This is a genomic window from Staphylococcus hominis subsp. hominis (genome assembly GCF_002901845.1).
GTDB lineage: Bacteria > Bacillota > Bacilli > Staphylococcales > Staphylococcaceae > Staphylococcus > Staphylococcus hominis.
In genome coordinates this window covers 1-21898 of sequence record NZ_PPQE01000025.1, presented here as the reverse complement: position 1 = coordinate 21898, position 21898 = coordinate 1, and the positions used below count along the sequence as shown (strand labels likewise).

The 21898-nt window shown below is 32.6% G+C and carries 27 protein-coding genes and 2 pseudogenes; 8 read left to right on the top strand and 21 right to left on the bottom strand.

The features are described 5' to 3' along the window. Window positions 1–20: 20 nt before the first annotated feature. From CD034_RS01645 to pta, 6 genes are all read right to left on the bottom strand, one after another. Window positions 21–362: a YuzB family protein gene (locus tag CD034_RS01645; protein ID WP_002455691.1), complete on the bottom strand. Its 342-nt coding sequence runs from the start codon at window positions 360–362 to the stop codon at window positions 21–23. A 177-nt stretch (window positions 363–539) separates the two neighbouring features. Further along, complete coding sequence (locus tag CD034_RS01640; protein ID WP_049431413.1) at window positions 540–1616, bottom strand: phosphomevalonate kinase; 1077 nt, start codon at window positions 1614–1616, stop codon at window positions 540–542. Between the two features lie 12 nt (window positions 1617–1628). Further along, window positions 1629–2612, bottom strand: a complete 984-nt coding sequence (gene mvaD / locus CD034_RS01635; protein WP_002455693.1) for a diphosphomevalonate decarboxylase — start codon at window positions 2610–2612, stop codon at window positions 1629–1631. Window positions 2613–2616: 4 nt separating this feature from the next. Beyond that, on the bottom strand, window positions 2617–3540 hold the full coding sequence (gene mvk / locus CD034_RS01630; RefSeq protein ID WP_002455694.1) for a mevalonate kinase: 924 nt from the start codon (window positions 3538–3540) through the stop codon (window positions 2617–2619). A 412-nt stretch (window positions 3541–3952) separates the two neighbouring features. Next, window positions 3953–4789: a lipoate--protein ligase family protein gene (locus tag CD034_RS01625; protein ID WP_002455695.1), complete on the bottom strand. Its 837-nt coding sequence runs from the start codon at window positions 4787–4789 to the stop codon at window positions 3953–3955. Beyond that, a complete protein-coding gene (gene pta / locus CD034_RS01620; protein WP_002455696.1) occupies window positions 4789–5778 on the bottom strand; it encodes a phosphate acetyltransferase in 990 nt (329 codons plus the stop codon). Before pta ends, CD034_RS01625 begins: the two co-directional genes overlap by 1 nt. A gap of 170 nt (window positions 5779–5948) precedes the next feature. On the opposite strand from pta, the gene hemQ reads away from it, so the two are divergent. The 3 genes from hemQ to CD034_RS01605 all read left to right on the top strand — a co-directional run bounded on the left by hemQ (window position 5949) and on the right by CD034_RS01605 (window position 8371). Beyond that, a complete protein-coding gene (gene hemQ, locus CD034_RS01615) occupies window positions 5949–6698 on the top strand; it encodes a hydrogen peroxide-dependent heme synthase (RefSeq protein WP_002455697.1) in 750 nt (249 codons plus the stop codon). Between the two features lie 440 nt (window positions 6699–7138). Then, window positions 7139–7906, top strand: coding sequence for a threonine/serine exporter family protein (locus tag CD034_RS01610; protein WP_002455698.1), 768 nt, complete (start codon window positions 7139–7141; stop codon window positions 7904–7906). A gap of 12 nt (window positions 7907–7918) precedes the next feature. Continuing rightward, window positions 7919–8371 (top strand): threonine/serine exporter family protein, encoded by a 453-nt coding sequence (locus CD034_RS01605; RefSeq protein ID WP_002448879.1) that lies wholly within the window; start codon window positions 7919–7921, stop codon window positions 8369–8371. Window positions 8372–8427: 56 nt separating this feature from the next. On the opposite strand, the gene CD034_RS01600 is transcribed toward CD034_RS01605, so the two are convergent. The 4 genes from CD034_RS01600 to CD034_RS01585 all read right to left on the bottom strand — a co-directional run bounded on the left by CD034_RS01600 (window position 8428) and on the right by CD034_RS01585 (window position 11380). Further along, window positions 8428–9897 carry an APC family permease gene (locus tag CD034_RS01600; RefSeq protein ID WP_002455699.1) on the bottom strand — a complete coding sequence of 490 codons (1470 nt, stop codon included), beginning with the start codon at window positions 9895–9897 and terminating at the stop codon, window positions 8428–8430. 70 nt (window positions 9898–9967) lie between these two features. After that, window positions 9968–10336 (bottom strand): DUF423 domain-containing protein, encoded by a 369-nt coding sequence (locus tag CD034_RS01595; RefSeq protein WP_002455700.1) that lies wholly within the window; start codon window positions 10334–10336, stop codon window positions 9968–9970. A gap of 33 nt (window positions 10337–10369) precedes the next feature. Further along, window positions 10370–10720, bottom strand: a complete 351-nt coding sequence (locus CD034_RS01590; protein ID WP_002455701.1) for a DUF5327 family protein — start codon at window positions 10718–10720, stop codon at window positions 10370–10372. After that, window positions 10721–11380 carry a uracil-DNA glycosylase gene (locus tag CD034_RS01585; RefSeq protein ID WP_002448873.1) on the bottom strand — a complete coding sequence of 220 codons (660 nt, stop codon included), beginning with the start codon at window positions 11378–11380 and terminating at the stop codon, window positions 10721–10723. It lies immediately after the preceding gene. A 141-nt stretch (window positions 11381–11521) separates the two neighbouring features. Here CD034_RS01585 and thiD point away from each other — a divergent pair, with 141 nt between their 5' ends. Further along, window positions 11522–12352 carry a bifunctional hydroxymethylpyrimidine kinase/phosphomethylpyrimidine kinase gene (gene thiD / locus CD034_RS01580; protein ID WP_002455702.1) on the top strand — a complete coding sequence of 277 codons (831 nt, stop codon included), beginning with the start codon at window positions 11522–11524 and terminating at the stop codon, window positions 12350–12352. 222 nt (window positions 12353–12574) lie between these two features. Here the strand turns inward: thiD and CD034_RS11285 are convergent, their stop codons facing one another. Then, window positions 12575–12727, bottom strand: coding sequence for a hypothetical protein (locus CD034_RS11285; RefSeq protein ID WP_002455703.1), 153 nt, complete (start codon window positions 12725–12727; stop codon window positions 12575–12577). A gap of 70 nt (window positions 12728–12797) precedes the next feature. Here CD034_RS11285 and vraX point away from each other — a divergent pair, with 70 nt between their 5' ends. Then, window positions 12798–12986, top strand: a complete 189-nt coding sequence (gene vraX / locus CD034_RS01575; RefSeq protein ID WP_037554510.1) for a C1q-binding complement inhibitor VraX — start codon at window positions 12798–12800, stop codon at window positions 12984–12986. 210 nt (window positions 12987–13196) lie between these two features. Here vraX and CD034_RS11345 read toward each other — a convergent pair. The 7 genes and pseudogenes from CD034_RS11345 to hxlA all read right to left on the bottom strand — a co-directional run. Then, window positions 13197–13328 (bottom strand): annotated as a pseudogene (locus tag CD034_RS11345) (hypothetical protein); the annotation flags it as partial. Window positions 13329–13425: 97 nt separating this feature from the next. Then, the gene (locus CD034_RS01570) at window positions 13426–13689 is read right to left on the bottom strand and encodes a hypothetical protein (protein WP_049431470.1); all 264 of its coding nucleotides are present in this window, start codon (window positions 13687–13689) and stop codon (window positions 13426–13428) included. Next, complete coding sequence (locus CD034_RS11590) at window positions 13679–14059, bottom strand: VraC family protein (RefSeq protein ID WP_049431472.1); 381 nt, start codon at window positions 14057–14059, stop codon at window positions 13679–13681. The genes CD034_RS01570 and CD034_RS11590 overlap by 11 nt, the downstream gene beginning before the upstream one ends. Continuing rightward, entirely contained in the window at window positions 14028–15173 is a 1146-nt protein-coding gene (locus CD034_RS01560; RefSeq protein ID WP_049418729.1) for a thiolase family protein, read from the bottom strand. Before CD034_RS01560 ends, CD034_RS11590 begins: the two co-directional genes overlap by 32 nt. Next, entirely contained in the window at window positions 15173–16555 is a 1383-nt protein-coding gene (locus CD034_RS01555) for an AMP-binding protein (protein WP_002488045.1), read from the bottom strand. The genes CD034_RS01560 and CD034_RS01555 overlap by 1 nt, the downstream gene beginning before the upstream one ends. Before the next feature lie 119 nt (window positions 16556–16674). Then, window positions 16675–17223, bottom strand: a complete 549-nt coding sequence (hxlB, locus tag CD034_RS01550; protein ID WP_002488041.1) for a 6-phospho-3-hexuloisomerase — start codon at window positions 17221–17223, stop codon at window positions 16675–16677. 1 nt (window position 17224) lies between these two features. After that, window positions 17225–17857 (bottom strand): 3-hexulose-6-phosphate synthase, encoded by a 633-nt coding sequence (hxlA, locus tag CD034_RS01545; RefSeq protein ID WP_049431479.1) that lies wholly within the window; start codon window positions 17855–17857, stop codon window positions 17225–17227. A gap of 185 nt (window positions 17858–18042) precedes the next feature. On the opposite strand from hxlA, the gene CD034_RS01540 reads away from it, so the two are divergent. The 3 genes from CD034_RS01540 to folE2 are packed head-to-tail and all read left to right on the top strand — an operon-like array spanning window position 18043 to window position 19990. Next, window positions 18043–18405 carry a YojF family protein gene (locus CD034_RS01540; RefSeq protein ID WP_002488035.1) on the top strand — a complete coding sequence of 121 codons (363 nt, stop codon included), beginning with the start codon at window positions 18043–18045 and terminating at the stop codon, window positions 18403–18405. A 13-nt stretch (window positions 18406–18418) separates the two neighbouring features. Continuing rightward, window positions 18419–19084 carry a bacillithiol biosynthesis deacetylase BshB2 gene (gene bshB2, locus CD034_RS01535; RefSeq protein WP_049382087.1) on the top strand — a complete coding sequence of 222 codons (666 nt, stop codon included), beginning with the start codon at window positions 18419–18421 and terminating at the stop codon, window positions 19082–19084. A 27-nt stretch (window positions 19085–19111) separates the two neighbouring features. Beyond that, complete coding sequence (folE2, locus tag CD034_RS01530) at window positions 19112–19990, top strand: GTP cyclohydrolase FolE2 (RefSeq protein WP_002455711.1); 879 nt, start codon at window positions 19112–19114, stop codon at window positions 19988–19990. 52 nt (window positions 19991–20042) lie between these two features. On the opposite strand, the gene CD034_RS11585 is transcribed toward folE2, so the two are convergent. The 3 genes and pseudogenes from CD034_RS11585 to CD034_RS01520 form a co-directional block, all read right to left on the bottom strand. Continuing rightward, window positions 20043–20639: a glycosyltransferase family protein gene (locus CD034_RS11585; RefSeq protein ID WP_502263803.1), complete on the bottom strand. Its 597-nt coding sequence runs from the start codon at window positions 20637–20639 to the stop codon at window positions 20043–20045. Window positions 20640–20650: 11 nt separating this feature from the next. Beyond that, window positions 20651–20819: pseudogene (locus CD034_RS11535) on the bottom strand (YSIRK-type signal peptide-containing protein); the annotation flags it as partial. 648 nt (window positions 20820–21467) lie between these two features. Then, on the bottom strand, window positions 21468–21898 hold a 431-nt coding region (locus CD034_RS01520), incomplete at its 5' end, for an LPXTG cell wall anchor domain-containing protein (RefSeq protein WP_142380639.1).

Here is a 21898-nt window from a genome sequence, read left to right as displayed (position 1 = left end):
TTCTTTATCCTCGATATAGATTATTTACTTGCTTTACGCTTTGCTAATTTTTCTTTTAATTTTCTATCTTGTTCTTCTTTACGACGCTTACGTTCTTCATTACGTTTTCTCAAACGTTCTTCTTCTTCCGGATCACGTGGTTTTTTTAATTGTGCAGTCACTTTTTCCATAAGTTCATCTTCAGTCAATGCAGCAAGTGGGCGATTATTAACAAAAGCAAATGTCTTACGACGACCTGGACCACAGTATGACTGACAGCCTATTTCTATTTCAGCATCAGGATCTAATTTTTCTAATTTTTTCTTTAATGATTTTAAGTTAACTGCCTGACATTCGTCACAAATCAAAAATTTATTCTTCACTTTGCTACCCACCTTTACATTATTTTCTCCCATATTTACTTCCAATTCATTTATTACAACTCTAATTATTTTACTCTTTTTAATTAAAAATTCAAGCACTAAAAAAGATTTGATATAAATAAAAAGCAAGACATATATTTTCTTGATAGAATGTCTCGCTTTATCAAAATAGTAGTATTATTGGCCGTGATATATTTTAAATTTCAAAGGTTTAATTCCTTCTTTTTCCCATACTTCATAAATAGAATGCTTATCAACTCTATTATCTATAATTGTAATGCCACAATCTCCCCCACCAGCGCCAGAAGTTTTTGCTGCACCGCCAAAACGTTCACCAATATCACATAATAATTTTAATTTTTTTGTTTCAATATCAACCGTAGCCTCTTTATCCATTTGCTGAATAATACTACGATTTTGACGAATCATTTTTTGTACACCTTTTATATTATTCGTTTTAAAAGCATAGATTAAATTTTCAACACACGTATTTGATTGTTCAAGAAACTCACCATAAAAAATAGGATCAGATTTCAAACGCTTGACTTCACTTACTAAGTGAGGCGACGAAGCAGGAGAACCGGTCCATCCTATGAGGACTTCCATATTTTCAGGCGCTTGTAAAGGTTCTATATGAAGACCAGGCCAGTTTTTTTCTAATACTTCTTCTACAGAGGTTTCTTTCATTTGTTGCTTTACCCATTCGTGATCAAACGTACTATAGGCAAGCCAACCACTATAAACACTAACAGCAATATCTCCGCATGAACTTAAACTTTGTAATCTCATATTTGAAATAACCGCAAGCTTATATATATAAAGATTTGATAACTCCATTTCATAAAATTCATTTAGAACCTTAATCACAGATACTAAAACTGCAGCACTAGAACCTAAACCATACTTTTGTCCTGATGCATCTGCAAGATTACTATCAATAGTAAGATGAAAATGTTTTAATTTTATATTACAACTTTTCGCATACTGCTCAAACACTTCAATAGCAGTCACTACATATTTGAGTTGATTGGCTGCATGTACATCTGATATTTCTATTTTATCTTCATTACGATTAAATGTGACAGGTTCATAATGTAATGTTTTAGAATGAATGGTACCAGTGATTTCATTTGAAGCTTCAATAGCAGCCGTGACAAAACGATCTACTGCAATTAACACTGATTTATATCCCGGCTCGGTTACAGCATATTCGCCCGCTATATAAAGTTTTCCTGGCGCTTTTGCCTGAATCATTATATCTCTTCCCTACTTAATTATTTCGACTCCTGCGTGTGTAATATCACTTGTTATAATTTGATCTTTATTAAATACTTCTAAAAATTGATTCACAATCGCTTGTTGATGTTTCTTTTCTATTAAAACTTTTACATTTGGTCCTGCATCCATAGTAAAATAACAAGGTAATCCTGCTTCTCTACATTCATGTACAATTCTCATGGCTTCATAGCTTTCCGGCACAAGATATGTAAATGGTGGCTGTGCACCTAAATTTGTTGCGTGCATTCTCAAACCGTTTGCCTCAATCACTTCACCCATTCGTTTAAAATCTTTTTGGGCAATCGCTTGTTTTGTGACTTTTAAATCTTCCTCTACATGATCTAACCAGTATTGATAGAAACGTGAGGTATCACGAGTTAAAGACATACCTGAACGACTTGATACTTTCTTTGATTTATTGTTAATAACTACAAAAATCATAGCTAAGTCATTCTCGAAGCCATCTGACTCAATTTGATGGGCGTAAGACGTTTTATCATCATAACCTTTTTCCCATTCAGCAAAACCGCCATAAATACTTCTTGATGCTGATCCAGAACCACGACGAGCAAGACGAGATAAATCTTTATCTGATAGGTTTAAATCAAGCGCTTCATTGCAAGCACCAGCTAAAGCTGCATATGCACTAGCTGAAGAAGCTAAACCGGCAGCAGTAGGCACAAAATTATCACTTTCTATTAGTGCATACGTTGAAATACCAGCTTCTTTTCGAATCATATCCATATAACGTTGAATTTTAGCACTTTCTTTAGCATTAACCGCTTCTTTATTTAAAATAAGTTGATCTTCTGTTAATGAGTCATCAAACGTTACATGTGTTTCTGTATAGAAACGCTCTAATGTCACTGATAAACTATTATTCATAGGAATAATTAGATTTTCATCTGCTTTTCCCCAATATTTTATTAGAGCAATATTCGTATGGGCGCGTGCTTTACCACTTTTTTTCAAAGATTTATCCTCCTAACTTTTCAATCCAAGTATGTTGCGCTCCAGCTTTTTCGGCTGCTGCAACAATAGTTTTAGCAGTCACTTCTTCTTTAGTTAGAATTAACATGCTACCTCCTCGTCCACCACCAGTTAATTTACCAGCTACTGCACCATGTTGTCTTCCAATTTCGAGTAATGTTTCGATTTTATCATGACTGACTGTTAATGTTCTTAAATCGTCTTGACATTGATTAAATATATTAGCAAGCTGATCAAAGCTATGATGGTTAATTGCATCACTAGCTAAATAAACAAGAGAGCCAATATGTTCAATGACATTCATATATGACTCATCGTTATCACATAAACGATGTACATCTTCAACTGCTTGTTTTGTAGAGCCTTTAACTCCTGTATCAATAACAACCATATAGCCATCTAAATCAAGGGACTTTAAAATTTCAACTTCTCCTTTTTGATACCAAACGGGTTGATTCGTTACAATCGTTTTTGTATCAATACCACTTGGTTTACCATGAGCAATGCGTTCAGCCCAGTCTGCATTTTCTAGTAATTCTTTATCAGATAGCGGTAATTCTAAATAATCATAACTTGCTCTTATAAAAGCTACTGCTACTGCTGCACTTGAACCTAAACCTCGAGAAGGTGGTAAATTAGCTTGAATTTTAATCAACAATGGCTCTTCAACATGTTTGTTTTCTACAAAATGTGTAATAAGTGATTTTAAATGATCAGGTGCATCGTATAAAGGACCATCATAAACATCACTCTGAATTGCTGAATAATTACCTTTTTCTAAGCTTTCAATAAGCACTTTTACTTTTCCTGAAGTAAATGGAATAGCGATTGCTGGCTGGCCAAAAGTTACAGCATGCTCACCAATCAATATAATTTTTCCGTTAGATTCCCCATAGCCACGTCGTACCATGATATCTCACCTTTAATATTCTTTCTAAAATAATTTCAACATTCATTGATGTTGTTTTAAAATTGAACGTATTTATACATTTGTACATGTCATGTCACACATATGTTTATACTCATTTACTTCAAATCTTGGATTTGTGTTAATACATCAATAAATAGTATAAAACTTTGTCAAAAATAGTTCAAAACTTTGAAATATTTATATCCTAAAAAATGTTATAATCAACATAATTATGGTTAAATTATCGTTCTTAAATGAATCCACCTCATCTATATTACTATAAAAAATAATAAGAATGTAGCAATTTTTATATTTTTGAAGGTAAATATATACTTTAATTGTATTATTGCATGTTAAAAAGGGAGTAAGCTAAAATTCACTTAGAATTTTTCTTACTCCCTTTTATCTTATTTTAATCTAAGGAACGATTCATTTTCTCATTACGTTCAATCATTTTATCGAAATATCCTTCATAACGTTGCCACTCATCCTCTGTAATTGGATTCATATTTAGCTGGCCACCTAAGTCTTTAATCGCATAAAGTAATTGGAACATCACATCTTGAACTTTAATGTCCCGATGAAGTAATGTTTCCAAAGATGCCATACATTCTGGTTTAATATCCGGATATTTAAATTTCGTAACTTCACCTTTCAAGGCACGTTGATAAAATTCATGCATCATTTCAGCTCTTTCTTCACCAGAGCCTTCAACACATAAATAAATTTGAACTGCAATACCTCCACGTACACGTCGTTGTGAAATACCAGCAAATTTTTTTCCATCAATACTTAGATCAAATCTTCCAGGACAATATGAATGCTCTATTTCTTTAGTATCTATATCTACATTTTCATTTTCGAACATTTTACAAATAAGTAAATACATCACTGTGAATGCTTCATCAATTGTTGTCTCAGTTTGTCCTTTAAAAATAAGCGAAATATTTAAAACACCTTGGTCTAATACAACCCCAAGACCACCAGAATTTCTAACGATTGCATTATAACCGATCTCGTCAGTTAAGTATTGAATACCGTCTTTTAAAAATGGCAAACGTGAATCATGTATACCTAAAATGACAGTGTGTTGGTGAATCCATGTTCTTACAACGTTACAAGATATATCTTTTCCTACACTTTCTGAAAACGTGTCATCAAACGCAAATGACTGCATTGGCGCTAAACCTGAAGAATGGTCTATATAGCGCCAATGAATGTCATTAAAATACTTACTCGCTAAATCCATTATTGTAATGTTTGAGCAGCAGTAATAATTGATAAGTTATAAACGTCTTCAGTAGAGCAACCACGAGATAAATCATTTACAGGTGAATTAAGACCTTGTAAAACTGGACCAATCGCTTCAAATCCACCTAAACGTTGTGCAATTTTGTAGCCAATATTACCTGCTTCTAAACTTGGGAATACAAATACATTTGCGTCACCTTGAATTTTTGCTCCAGGTGCTTTTTTCTCTGCAACTGCAGGTACAATCGCAGCATCAAATTGAAATTCTCCATCAACCACTACATTATCTAAACCTTCAGATTCCACTTTTTCTTGTGCTAATTTTACTGCGTTAGCGACTTTTTCTACATCATCTGATTTAGCTGAACCTTTAGTTGAGAAACTTAACATAGCAACACGTGGGTCCATACCAAAACTTTTTGCTGATTTTGCACTTTCTACGGCAATTTCTGCTAAATCAGAAGATTCTAATGTTGGATTGATAGCACAATCACCAAATATATATTGTTTATCTTCTTTAATCATAAAGAAGATACCAGATGTTCTAGATACGCCAGGTTTTGTTTTAATAATTTGTAAGGCAGGACGGACAGTATCTCCAGTTGAATGTGCAGCACCACTTACTAATCCCTCAGCATGACCAGCGTATACTAACATTGTTCCAAAATAGTTAACATTGTTTAATAATTCTTGAGCTTGTTCTTCAGTAGCTTTACCTTTACGACGTTCTACGAAAGATTTGACTAATTCAGGTTTCAAATCACTTTTAGAAGGATCGATAATTTGAATATTAGAGATATCTAATCCTTTATCTTGAGCTAAAGTATTTACTTTTTCTTCATTACCTAATACTAAAGGTGTAACATAGTCAGTTGCTTGTAACTTTGTAGCCGCTGTTAATACTCGTTCATCTTCACCTTCCGGTAATACAATTCTAACGTTTTTTCCTGAAAGTTTTTCTTGTAATACATCTAATAAACTAGACATAATGCCCTCCTCAAATTTTTTAAATAATAGTATTTTCACCTTAATTATACTTTATTTCTTTTAATATTTCTATTTCATTAATTTGTAATCTTTTAAGTATGTGTGACAATTCTCTTTATGATAAAATTTAATCTGTATTGATAGAAAATATATTTAAAGGAGCGATAGATATGAGTGAAGCAGCTGAAACATTAGATGGTTGGTATAGCCTTCATTTATTTTACGCTGTCGATTGGGCAACTTTTAGATTGGTGCCAGAAGATGAGCGCGAAGCAATGATTAATGAATTTAAAGTATTTATCGAAAATAAAGCCACTGCCAGAGAAAAACAAGCTGGAGATTATGCTTTATATAATATTACAGGTCAAAAAGCAGATATTTTATTATGGTATTTACGTCCAGAAATGAAAGAATTGAATGAAATTGAAAATGAATTAAATAAATTAAGAATTGCTGATTTCTTCATTCAAACTTATTCATATGTATCTGTGATTGAGTTAGGTAACTATTTAGCTGGTAAATCAGACGAAGATCCTTATGAAAATCCACATATTAAAGCAAGATTATATCCAGAATTGCCTAGAACAGAATATATTTGTTTCTATCCAATGGATAAACGTCGTAATGAAACATATAACTGGTATATGTTACCAATGGAAGATCGTAAAAAACTAATGTATAACCATGGTATGATTGGACGCAAATTCGCTGGTAAAATTAAACAATTTATTACTGGTTCAGTAGGTTTTGATGATTTTGAATGGGGCGTCACATTATTCTCAGATGATGTTCTACAATTCAAGAAAATTGTTTATGAAATGCGTTTTGATGAAACGACTGCTCGCTATGGCGACTTTGGTAGTTTCTATATCGGCCATATTTTAACTACTGATCATTTCGATCAATTTTTTGCAATTTAATATATAAATGGAGCAAAGACTAGCATAGTAAACGCCAGTCTTTGCTCCATTTTTTCAATAAATTAATATATTTATATAAGGCAATTAGTTTCCGAGATAAAGTACACTTTTAAAAAAGTGTACTTCAAGTAGTATGGTTTGGGAGAACTTCATTACTACTCTGAACATTAACAAATCGCAAAAGTGCTGTCGCTACCCAGCACAATTTTGATTTATTAACTATTATTATTTAACCGAATTATAATGTTCTGAAACATTATTGTTATAAATCAATTGTTTTTTTACATTAAATTTTATTTTCATTAAAATATATTTACCTACTATTGAGATATAAATATGAATGTTCATCATATTATGATTGTTAAGTTTTATAATGTAAGGTAGTTATTTTCATGTACTTCTACTATAATAATGATTACATCTTAACGAATGGTGATGAAATGGAAAATATAAATAAGCAAGAACATATAGATGAAACTTTAATCAAAGACGTCGTCATGATGGCTGGACGTATATTACTTGAATCTGGTGCGGAAGGAACACGTGTAGAAGATACAATGACCCGTATTGCTCGAAAACTAGGATATCCTGAAAGCAATAGTTTCGTTACAAATACAGTCATTCAATTTACTTTACATAACGAATCTTACCCACGAATATTTAGAATTAATTCCCGTGATACTAATCTCATTAAAATTTCACAAGCAAATGAAATATCACGATTAATCACAAAAGGGGATATCTCTTTAGAAGATGCAAAAGAGCGATTAGAAAAAATATATATTGCAAAACGAGATAGTAGCTTAACATTTAAAGGGATTGCTGCTGCCATTATTGCAATTAGTTTCCTATATTTGCAAGGTGGCCAATTTATCGATGTGATTACTGCTCTACTTGCAGGTAGTATTGGATATCTGGTTGTTGAAATTCTGGATCGCCGATTACACGCACAATTTATTCCAGAATTCGTCGGATCCTTAGTTATTGGTATTATCGCAGTATTCGGTCATTGGTTAGCGCCAAGTGGTGATTTAGCTACTATTATTATTGCTGCAGTCATGCCTATTGTACCTGGAGTACTGATTACGAATGCTATACAAGATTTATTTGGCGGTCATATGATGATGTTTACCACTAAGTCTTTAGAAGCACTTGTAACCGCATTTGGTATTGGTGCCGGTGTAGGTTCGATATTAATATTAGTTTAGGAGTACGCATAAATGTTTTGGTTATTTAATTTTATATTTAGTTATACAGCTTCTCTCTTTTTCTGTGTCATCTTTGACGCTCCTAGAAAGCTGTATTTATCGTGTGGTTTTGTTGGAGCTTGTGGATGGATGGTATATATTTTATTCTACCAAGGTTTGAATATACATACGATTTATTCAAGTTTCTTCGGTAGCTTTACATTGGGTTTAATCAGTCATTACATGGCTCGTAAAAAACGTGAACCTGCAATCATTTTCATGGTTACTGGTATTATTCCATTAGTTCCTGGTGGACTTGCTTTTGATGCAACTAAAAATCTAGTCTTATTACAATTTGGTAAAGCAATCAATACAATGCTCGAAGTCACACTTATCGCTGGTGCGATTGCATTAGGATTATTATTCGCAGACCAAATTTCAAAAATCATCGTTTCTGGTTTCGCTCGGCGACGTAAACGTATATAACAATAAAACGCGAGAGATTGTAGGTAACTAACCCTCATCTCTCGCGTTTACGTATATTATTTTTTATCTTTTATCATTTCTTTAACTTCTCGTTCTGATTGATTTAAAATCAGACGACTTAATTCATCATTATTCATATTTTTTAATTTAGGGTATCGAACTACAAAGAAAATAAGACCAATCACTAACCAACTACCCAATGCAATATATGAAGGCATTGAAAGTGAAGCCGGTGATCCTGGAACTAATAATAAAAGTAAAAAGATAAATGAAACAATAGAACCTAAAATAGCAAAGGTCTTATAAATAGGACCATACGTGTTACTTTGTTTATTGTAACTAAATAGCTTAGCAGCAGATAAACAAGTAATAAAATAAGCAATCGATACACCTGTTGAAGACATATCAACAATCCATGTCAATGCGGTACGTCCTAACCATGGCGCAATTAAAGTAATAGCTACTAAAAAGATAATGGCTACATAGGGTGTTTTATATTTTGGATGTAATTTACTAAACGCTTTAGGCATGACACCAGCACGTCCCATTGAGAATAGTAATCGACTTGAACTCATTAAGAATCCGTTTAATCCAGTAAAAATCCCCATAATAATAGCAATCGCTAATACGCCTAAACCAATATAACCAAAAGCAGTTTGTGTTTCAGCACCTGTTAACCATAAATTTCCATTAAAGTTCGCATTATTCGTACCCAACCATCCTGTGTATAAAATCATAATGACATAAGTTAAAGCTGCCGCTAATAAACTGTATACAATCAATTTGAACGTTTTGTTTGGCGAAAAATTAAACTCTTCTGCTGTTTGTGGAATATTATCAAATCCCACATAAGCCCATGGTGCAATAGCTACAATCATAATAATGGAATTAAACCATCCAAGCTCTTTACTTGCTAAAGGTTGTAAGTTGCTTAACGAAAAGTTATTTCCGAAAAATGAACCTACAAACATAAGTACAACAACAATGACCATTGCTACACAAAAGTAATATTGGAGTGTACCAGAAACACTTGCACCACGAATTGCAATAAACATAAATACTAGTAATAATACCGTAGCAATAACTATTTCTGTTATGTAAACATCCCATCCAGCAATCGTATATAATCTTCCACTATTCAAAATGTTTGGCAGTAAAAACTTAATTAATAAACTAAATGCTGTCGCATTTAACGCTACTACACAAACATAACCGAATGTTAAGAACCACGATGAAAAGAAACTCACATATCTTCCAAAGCTTAAATAACTAAACGCGAATGCACCGCCTGACACAGGAAAACGTTCGACTAATGCACCATAACTTACAGCAATTAATATCATCAATAAAGCACCAATAACAATACCAATTGCCGAAGCAATCGGACCTGATTGTTTAATCCAATCACCGGGCAGTATGAATGCTCCCCATCCGATACACGAGCCATAAGCAATCGCCCAAACAAATTTTTCAGAGAGGTTTTGCTTTAAATCTCCTCTATCTATCTCTCGATTTTTATCATTCATAAAATAAACTCACCTCGAGTACTTAACATACCCTAAAAGGTGAGTTTACTAACCAAAATATAAAATATAATTATCCTGCAAATTTAAATGTTGCAATAATTAACATTAACCATCCCACAATAAAGAGTATGCCCCCTATTGGTGTAATCGCTCCTAAAATACGAATTTGAGTCAATGCAAGAATATATAATGAGCCACTAAATAGCACAATACCAAAGAACAGAAGCCATCCTGCCCAATTCACATTAATAGAAGTTGTACCACTAATGATGCCAATCAGAATTAATCCTAGACCATGATACATTTGATAATTCACTGCTTTTTCCCATACTGACATATATTTATCAGAGAGTTTTCCTTCAAGTCCATGTGCACCAAAAGCACCCGTACCAACAGACATCATCGTACACAATGCACCTAAAATTATAAATACTTTCATCATAATGTTTTAGTTCTCCTAACTTATTTTTAATTAAAAATCAAATATTGATTCACCATTTCCAATTTCATCATCTGTCACCATCATATTAGACGATTTAGTTTGATGCTTCATTGTTTGTGGAACTTTACCACCCATCGCTTCAATTTCAGCAGCAGTAATCGCTGAATGATTTGAAGACTTATTTGAAAACGAAGATTCAGAAGTTACACTATTAGTAAAATCATGTGTTGATTTTTTAGAAGGTCGTTTCGAAACATCGGAATAAAGAGATGTTAAGGTATGAATCGCATACATATGCTTTTCAAACTGCTGTTCATCTTGAGCTTCATCTGCTTGCACTAATTCGTGTTCTATAAGTTGAATTAATTGTTCTTTGTTCAATTAAGATTCCCCACTTTCGCACCATTGTATGGGTGTTTTACCTTTAGATTTTAAATAATCATTTGTACGAGAGTAAGGTTTAGACCCAAAGAAACCTCGATAAGCAGATAATGGACTTGGATGAACAGATTTAATGATATGATGCTTTGCTGTATCAATTAATTTTATCTTTTGCTGCGCAGGTTTTCCCCATAAGATAAAGACAACATCTTCGCGATAATCTGAAATAGCCTTAATAACTTCATCTGTAAAGAGTTCCCATCCAATGTTCTTATGGGAATGCGCTTCACCTTTACGTACAGTTAATACAGTATTTAATAACAGAACACCTTCACGCGCCCAGTCCTGTAGATGTGGAGAAGTTCTATGACAGCCAATATCATCTTCTAATTCTTGATACATATTTCTTAAAGATGGTGGAAATTTAGCATTGGGTTGAACTGAAAATGCTAACCCATGTGCTTGGTTAGGTCCATGATATGGATCTTGACCCAAAATAACAACTTTAATATCTTCAAATGGTGTTAAATCAAAAGCTTGATAAATATTTTCTCTATCTGGATAGACGATTTGTGTCGTATATTCTTTTTCTAAAAAATCATGCATTGCTTTAAAATCATGTTTTGTTGTAATGTCATGAAAAATGTCTGACCATTCCATCGTTTTCACCTCACTTCTATTTTAACATAGGACCCCTCTGAAACGTGATATAAATCGCCTTACTATCTTCATGCTAGAACAATAGTTGAGTTACATGATATGATAAATAAAGATGTAAATAATTGACAGGAGTGATAATACATGGCATTAAAAAAAGTATTAACAATTGCCGGTTCTGATACAAGCGCTGGAGCAGGTATGCAAGCCGACCTTAAAACATTTCAAGAACTAAACACTTACGGTATGGTGGCTTTAACAGCTGTTGTAACAATGGATAAAGAAACTTGGTCCCACGATGTGACACCACTTCCAATGGATGTATTCGAAAAACAATTAGAAACCGTCATTTCAATTGGTCCAGATGCTGTTAAAACAGGTATGCTTGGAACTGAAGAAATCATTAAACGTGCTGGCGAAGCATTTGAACAATCAGGTGCAAAATATTTCGTAGTAGACCCAGTTATGGTATGTAAAGGGGAAGACGAAGTACTTAACCCAGGAAATACAGATGCAATGATTAAATATTTATTACCTAAAGCAACGGTCGTCACACCTAATTTATTTGAAGCTGGTCAATTATCTGGATTAGGTAAATTAACGTCAATTGAAGATATGAAAAAAGCTGCAAAAATCATTTATGATCAAGGTGCTCAACATATTATTATTAAAGGTGGTAAAGCATTAGATCAAGATAAATCTTACGACTTATATTATGATGGTCAAACATATTATCAATTAACAACTGATATGTTCCAACAAAGTTATAACCACGGTGCAGGTTGTACATTTGCAGCAGCTACAACAGCTTACTTGGCAAATGGTAAATCACCTAAAGAAGCTGTTATTAGCGCTAAAGCATTTGTGGCATCAGCAATTAAAAATGGTTGGAAAATGAACGACTTTGTAGGCCCAGTTGATCACGGCGCATACAACCGCGTAGAACACATCGACGTCGACGTCAAAGAAGTTTAAAGAAGTACTGCATTTTTGAAAAAAATGCTAGTACTTCTTATGCAAAAGACACTAGTCTTTTGTAATCCTTAATTAGATTTCATTGTCCTTCCCCGACGCCCCAACTCGCGTTGATCGTTGACTTTCATTTTGAAAGTCTCTTTGTTGGGGCCCCAGCATTAGAGTTGAAAGAAGCTAATCAGCGCACTTTCAATTCAATCAGCTACTGTCTGTACTGTATTTTTAAAGAAATATACGCACTTCTAAAGCTTTTAATCTTGTGTATGATAGTTTGGTCACACTAGGATTAAAAGCTTTTTTTATATCTTCATTATCTTCTAGGTATTTAGTCGTAGTATGCTCTACACAGTCCGTTGCAGTAAAAGTTAGTACCATAGACTCATGTTTTTTATCATAAAATCCATTACTATATTAAGTGTAGAGAGACAAAGGAGGAATTAACAACATGATTATCTACAAGCAAAATATAGAAAACGGTATCCCAATATACGAAATCATTACAAAGACCTTCAAGACGATTACGGTAAAATTCGATGAAACGTTTAGTAAAAATGACATCTATAAATTGCTCTCTCTACTAGAAAGTGACGTTGATAACATGAAATTAAGTTATTCATCACATTTCAAAAATTAAAAAGTGTTTTTCGTAATTGAATACGAAAACAGACGAATATTTCAAAATCTTTTTTTTAAGTTAAAACGCCCCTAATACTCAAAACTTTAAAAAGTCATTAATGATTCAAAAGCTCACCCTAATAAAATAGCGTTAATGTTAGCCAAAAATGTCCCCTTTTGGAAACTTAGAGAGAAACTTTAAGTTATACTAACATTAACGCTATCGTTTTATTGATGCTGTAATATAGGCATAGATACCAAATTCAAACCACTCCATAGCATTACCAATACTTGTTGCGAAAACAGTTTTTCTCGCTTTTTAATCACTAACCATGTTCATTTTATCTTTATTAACATTCATGGATATAAGTTCTCCTCTTGTATGTTACATAATTAATAAATGATTAAAAAATATATATGCTAATAATTAAAATAAAAATAGTTATCATCAATAAAAATTAAGATTTCCTAACAATAACTATTTTTTCTTCACCATTTAAACCAAAGACGTTTATTTCATTATGACTCACTTTGTTTAAGTTAACTTCTTCGTCTATATCTATAATCTTTCTATACTTAACGTTAAATTGTGTCCACTCTATTTGAAAATACGCTAATACACAATCTACTACCAGTTGACCAGGAACAATGGTTGAATGAAGCTCATTTTTATCATTAACAAGGTGAAGGTAATGACTCACTTTATCATGACTAAACCTCATCATTTACCTCCTTTTTTATAAATGTTTGCCTAATAAATATACATTGTCTATTATCTTTATATATTTTTAAATCGTAGATATATTGGATATATGTTTTAAACTTTTTCGTACTTTTATGTGTTAAGTACGCCTCATATTTTAGCCTACATTTTAATGATTCAAATTCTTCACATGTTGTTCGCACAAGAAGAATATTTTCTTGTTGAAACTTTTGAAACAACTTAAATTTTGGCCAAACGTTTGCACACATGAGTGGAGGCACCACGCCTTTATACGTTCTTTCAACTACTTCGCAATACTCTCTTACTTCTTGTTCATTAAAATATATTTCTATTTTCTCACAAGCTCCATCGTTCGAAGAGTATCGCATTTCCCATTCCTCCTCCAATCCCCATCGTAGCAACTCCCCGCTTCCAATGTGTCATATTTAATAACCTAGTGATTAATGCTACGCCACTTGCGCTATAAGGATGACCAGACGCAATGGCTCCCCCCCACTGATTGACTTGATTAATATTTAATTTTAACTCTTGAATTGAAGCTAAAACTTGTGAACTAAATGCCTCATTAAGTTCTATTGTATCAATGTCACTTATTTTTAAATTTTGTTTTTTAAGTAATTTTGTTACGGCAGGCACTGGTCCAATACCTAGTCGTTTCGGATTGACGCCTATTGTCACAGCATCTGTAAACATCATTCCCTCTGATATTCCGTATTGTAATGCCGTTTCTTGATTCATAACGAGTGCAAGCGCAGCGCCGTCATTTTTCATACAACTATTTCCAACCGTTACTGTTCCGTTAGCTAGTAAAGGACGTAATCGATTTAATCGTTGTTCAGTAAGTGTTGGCTTAATACTTTCATCTTTATCAAATAAATGACCTTTGATGTTTAAAGGTACAATTTCATTACTTATACTTCCATTCTCATAATATTGATGTGTTAGATGATGACTACGTATCGCAAAGGTATCTTGTTGTTTACGCGTAATATGATAATATTGCGCAACATTTTCAGCCGCCTCTATCATACTTGGATCTTGACCTTTTGGTGCAAAAGAAGCACGCTCATAAAATTCTGGTAATTGGGTATCATACACTGATTGAGGCCGTTTAATCTTCCAAGGAGCACGACTCGTGCTTTCTACTCCTCCAGCTATATAAATATGACCTGCACCCGCTTGAACCATTCGACATGCATATATAATACTTTCTAACCCTGATCCACATTGACGGTCCATTGTAACACCTGGAATACTCTCAGCTAGACCTGCTTCTAATAAGGCTTTACGGGCAATATTTCCACCATTACCTACGATATTTCCAATCACTACATCATCGATATCAGGTATTATTTTAGGAAAAGTTGAATTCATTTCTTCAAATAAGGGCATGAGTAATGTTTCAGGTTCTAAATGTTTCAATTTCCCACCATATTTGCCAAAAGGTGTACGCTTCGCCCATATAATGACCGGTTGGTTCATCATTTAAAGTCTCCTTTTACATAGGCAGTACGCATTTTATTTCGAGCAACTTTGCCACTTTGGGTATATTGCATACTGTCTACTTTTATAAATTTGGAAGGTACATCATATCGTGATAGAACTTTCATAATATGTTGTCTCACAGTTTGGTACTCAAGTTCTATCGATCCTGTATATAGTAAAACAGCTATTTCACCAAAACGTGGATGCGGTTCTCCTATAACAATTGCTTCTTCTACGCCATCCATATTTTTTATCATTTGTTCAATAATTTGAGGATAAACATTTTTACCTCCAATAATTAATCGTTCATTTTGACGACTCACTAAATATAATTGATTATCTTTAATATAAGCGTAATCACCTGTTTTAATCCATGTTTCAGGCAATACGACAGATTGATTTACATACCCAGAGAATATCATATTACTTTTCACATTTAATAACCCTATATGATTCTTGTCTTTTTCCTCTAAACCAATCGTTACATTTTGAAATATGTATCCCACTGAATCAATAGAAGCTTTACGGTTAATGTTATAACTAATAAAACTTGCTTCTGACGTTCCAAAAAATTCAATAATATTAGCATGCTGAAATGTTTGGGCTATACGCTTAAACAACGAAGAAGAGAGTTTCGCCCCACTACTTAAAATAGTCGTTAAATGTAGGTGATCGTGATTTATTTTTGTTATTGCATGTAGCATTGTTGGAACAAGAAATAATGCACTATTTGTTGTTTGTTGTTTCATTTTGCTAACGAGCTTAGTCGCATTAAAACGGGTTTGTCCAATAAATGTTCTCCCTGTATATAACGCATAAATACAAGTGTATAAAGACAATGAATGTGCAAGTGGTCCCGGTGCTACAAGTATGTTTTCTTTATGACGAAGTAGCTTTTCATTTTCTTTGTATGACGCAAGCCAAGATGGTTCATTTCGATAATATGCTTTAGGTAACCCTGTTGTCCCAGATGTAAAACCAATATGTAATAGTTGATGGACTTGTGACTGCTCATGTAAATATGTAGGATATGTTTCAGAATACTTTGTCTTTATCAGTCTATGTTGTTCATCAACAAGATAGTCAATATGATACGTTTCAATCAGTTGATGAATTGTTACTTCAGACCATTGATCATCTAGAAAACAAGGAATACTTCCTTGCTCTAATATTGCAAAATAATTCAACATATTATGTAAAGGACTTTTACTTAACAATCCTACTCGGGACCCTTTCGGTAAATGCATGAAGACTGATTTTAATTGCTGTATTTCTGTATAAAGTTGTTGATATGTCAATACATCTTCTTCGAACGATAGCGCAATCATATCTGGTTGTTCTATTGAATAGTGATTTAATTTATTTAGTATTTCTAACATATGACCCTCTCTAAATGTTAACTAGATTAATTATTATATTAACATTATATGAAAAATAACACATAAAAAAATCACTCAAATATATTCATCTGAACGATAATATATTTGAGTGATGATTTTTATTCTAAATTAGCATGATTGTCTTGCATTGCTTCTTCATTAATATTAAAGGCATCCATTAATCCAATCACGACACTATCTAAAAAGATGAGTGAAGATTGTTCAAATAGACTACCTAACGGCTGTTCAGAGCCTTCTGCTTCATGTTTCGTTCCTGCAGGTAAAGCAATCACTGTATCAGCGACATCGCCAATTTTAGATTCTTTTTTAGTTGTTATTAAAGCAATTTTAGCACCAACTGAATGTGCCTTTTCAGCTAATAATCTTAGGTGCTCTGTTGATCCAGAACCGGAAATAATAATTAATAAATCATGCTCTTTAATAGATGGCGTTGTTGCTTCACCTATTGCAGATGCATCTTTTCCTAGTTGATTCAAACGCATTGCAAAGCTATTAGCAACATATCCAGAGCGACCTTTACCAGCTGTAAAGATACGAGATGCGCCAACCACTTCATTTGCAAAACGTCCATAATCATTATCCTCTAGATGAGATAACGTGTTATCTATTTCTTCAAGAATTAAATGATAATTGTTAAAAGTTGGCATTTTATTTACCTTCAATCGCTTCACGACATTGTTTAGCTGCTTCTACAGGATCATCTGCGTTAGCAATACCGCCACCAACAATAACTAAATCAGGTTCTTCTGCTACAATTTCTTTAATTGTTTCAGGTTTAATACCACCAGCTACGGCTACTTTAGAATTTTTAATGACTGATTTAACTGTACGTAAGCTTTCTAATGGAGATTGTCCTTCAGCTTGTAAATCATAACCAGTATGAACAGCGATATAATCAGCGCCCATTTCATCTAATTCTTTCGCACGTCTTTCTAAGTCTTGTACAGCAATCATATCAACTAACAATTGTTTACCATGTTTGTGTGCTTCTTCAACAGCACCTTTAATTGAAGCATCTTCTGCAACACCTAAGATAGTCACAACATCTGCACCAAATTTAATAGCTTGGCTTACTTCATAGTCTGCTGCATCCATAATTTTTAAATCAGCTAACACTTTAGCATTATTAATATTTTCGTTTAAATGTTGAACAGCTGGTAATCCTTCATTAATAACGATAGGTGTACCAATTTCTACGATATCCACATATTCTTCAACTTTTTTAGCTAATTTTGCTGCTTCTTCTTTATTTAATAAATCGATTGCTAATTGTAATTCCATTACAAACATCCTTTCATATCATAGTCGTAGTAGTATACATACCCATGTTAAATATTTTTAAACCTTTAAATCACTTCAAATTATTTTCTTTCATTTATAAATAAATTGAGCATAGGTGTACAATTCGATAGTTCTTTTTAGTAAAATAGATAGATACACACATTGTATGGTTGTAAGGAGTGAACGTGTTGGAACCCATTAAAGCTGAAGAAGTACAACGATTGTTAACTACATTTGAAAACAAACCTGTCTATTTGCATGTTGAAACGACGAATGGTGCATATGCTAATCATTTTGATCAACGTGTGTTTAATGCAGGTACGTTTTTACGAAATATACAAGTCACATATGAACATGCGCAACTAAAGGGCGGAGATAAAGATCCATTTCGTGTTGGGTTGAAACTTCGTGATGGAGGTTGGGTATATGTACAAGGCCTGACTCACTATGAAATTAATGATAATAATGAATTTTTAATAGCTGGATTTAATTACGAAGGACAGTTGGCTGCAACGATTGAAATCAGTGAACAGCCATTCACAGTATAGAGGAGGAAGATTCATGAAAGATGAAAGACATGTACTAATGATATTTCCACATCCCGATGATGAAACCTTCTCATCTGCTGGGACGATCGCAAGTTATATTGAAAACGGGGTGCCTGTCACTTATGCCTGTCTCACATTAGGACAAATGGGACGTAATTTAGGCAATCCCCCTTTTGCGACAAGAGAGTCACTACCTTATATTCGCGAAAAAGAATTAGAAGATGCTATGAAAGTGATTGGTATTACTGATTTACGTAAAATGGGTTTAAGAGATAAAACAGTAGAATTTGAGCCACATGAGCAAATGGATGATATGGTAAAAACATTGATTGAGGAGACAAATCCATCAGTTATTATTTCATTTTATCCAAAATTTGCTGTACATCCAGACCATGAAGCAACAGCTGAAGCTGTCGTAAGAACAGTAGGACGTATGCCTAAAGAAGAGCGTCCAAGACTTCAACTCGTAGCATTCAGTAATGATGCACCGGATATTTTAGGAGAACCTGATATATTAAATGACATTAGTCAATATAAAGAGATTAAATTAAAAGCGTTTGAAGCTCATAAATCTCAAACAGGTCCTTTCTTAAAACAATTAGCTAGCCCTGAAGTTGGTGGAGAAACACAAAGTTTTCTAGAAGTCGAACCTTATTGGACGTATCATTTCGATAATTAAAATCATTAGAGGAGGTACAATAAACGAATGACTGAATTTGATTTATCTACTCGAGAAGGTCGCTGGAAACATTTTGGTTCAGTAGACCCTATCAAAGGTACAAAACCTACAACTAAAAATGAAATGACTGATTTACAAAGTACACATAAAAACTTCTTATTTGAAATTGAAGAAGTGGGTATTAAAAATTTAGTATATCCTGTTAAAATTGATCAATTTCAAACAGCAGGTACATTTAGTTTCTCAACAAGTTTAAATAAAGATGAAAAAGGTATTAACATGAGTCGTATCTTAGAAAGTGTTGAGAAACATTATAATAATGGTTTAGAACTGGATTTCGATACACTATATCAAGTATTACGTACATTACAAGACAATATGAAACAGAATGCTGCGGGAGTAGACGTTTCAGGTAAATGGTTCTTTGATCGTTATAGTCCTGTAACTCATATCAAAGCAGTGGGTCATGCTGATGTTACTTACGGTTTAGCAATTCATAAAGATCAAGTAACGCGTAAAGAAATTACCCTCACAGCTACTGTAACAACACTTTGTCCTTGCTCTAAAGAAATTAGCGAATACTCTGCTCATAATCAACGTGGTGTTGTAACAGTGAAAGTGTATTTAGATAAAAATTCTGAAATGACAGATGATTACAAAGAAAAGATTTTAGATGCAATGGAAGCAAATGCAAGCTCTATTCTTTATCCAATTTTAAAACGTCCTGATGAAAAACGCGTAACAGAACGTGCATATGAAAATCCACGTTTCGTTGAAGATTTAATTCGTTTAATTGCTGCAGATTTAGTAGATTTTGACTGGATTGATGGCTTTGACATTGAATGTCGAAACGAAGAATCCATTCACCAACACGATGCTTTCGCAAGACTAAAATATAGAAAATAAATAATACCCCCTATATTGAGTGAACACATACACTGAATATAGGGGGTATATTTTATTTTTTAAATATTTTTTTGAATTCTGATGGAGACATTGCACCAGCATGTTTGTGTTGGTATATTAAGCGATTTTTAAATTTCTCTTTATTATTATAAATTTCTTTTAAAATACTTGAAAATTCTTTTCCATTATTAGAAATAATTATATTATTAGGTGCCGTTACATCTGCGTTATGTGTAATTTCTTTTTCCGCTAGTATTAGTAAGTTATAATCGAAAGCTGCTCTCACTGAATCCAATATTTCTTTACCTTTATTGATATCTAAATATATATCACATTCTTCGTATAACTCTATAATTTTCTTTTTTATCACATTAGGATATAAATGAATATTAGAATATTTATTAAGTGTTAATAGTTTATTAGACATAGTAGTTAAAGCTGCAATATGTAAATCATACTGTGGATTAGATTGTGCAAGTTGCTCTAAATATAATACTTGATCTGAATTAGTTAAACATAAAATTTGATTTGAATAACTATTATTTTTTTTGAATTTATAGACATATCCACCTTTAATGACAACGTTTTTTTGTTCTTCTAATTTATATGCTAATTGTGAGTATTTTTTTTCATTATTGTATTGAGCGATAGTCTCTGTATTACTTTTTTCAGCTGCTTTTACCTCATTATCTGCATGGCCAAAAATCAAGGTAGCTCCAACTAAAATAGAAGCTGTTCCTACTGTGAATTTTCTTATAGAGTACTTATTTAGTCTGTTTGATATAAAATCCAACTTCTTTTTAATAGGACCTTGTCTTCTTTTACTTATATTTACCTCCTAATAAATAAATTATTTACATTTTTAAAGCTAACTACATACATTTTTATATGTAAACATAATACTAACTTAATTTATTTTCTCATTTAACGCAATACTTTTAATTTTTTTTACAATAAAAAAATAAATATTAAGTCTATCAAAAGATAGGATGACCTAATCCTTTTAAATCTAATAAATTGTTCTACAATGTATTTTCTTAAAAATTAACAATGTAGATTAATATTAAACTATTTTCTTTCAATATAGTAAATATTTTTTTATTGTTTAAATTTACAGGTAGATTACATGCATTTTTATAATTCTAACTAAAATATTGTAACACTTAACATACTTTTTTATCAAAAAATTTTAATCAATTTACTAAATATTTTATTTTTTAAAGGCTAGATATGGAAGCTAATTTAGAAATTAATTTTAATTGAATATAATCGATTTAAAAGTTACCAAAGTAAAATAGTATAACTAAGATAATTGTTTTTTATACAATTATTTTCCACTTATACAGTGCATACCTATAATTTCAATTTGTCTTACTTTATTAAAAATACTAACTCTTCTCACACAAATTACTTATCTAAAATCACAAAAAATAGCCCTCCCAAATAGTGGGAAGACTATTTTCATTGTAGTAGTAAACTACTTTTTATCTGTTCTATTTTTACGACGTTTTCCTGCTAAGAAGAGCGTACCAGCAGCAGCAAATAAAGAGCCAAGTAAAGTGCCATTATTTTGTTCATTATTACCTGTTTCAGGTAATGCTTTAGCTTCACTATTATTTTGTTTATGAGTATTATTTGAAGTATTATTATCTTCATTTAACTCTGATACGTCATTGTTTGAATCTGTTTGATCAGTGTTGTTAACAGACGCAGTATTATTTGAATCTGTAGTAGCGTTATTATCAGTTAGACTATCTTTATTTCCTTCAACTGAATTATTACTATCTAAAGAGTTATTACCTTCTTCATCTTTTGAATTATCTTCATTTGATGAGCCTTTATCTGCTCCGTCTTCTGAGTTATCTCCATCTGATGAATCATTGCCTGCTCCATCTTCTGAGTTATCTC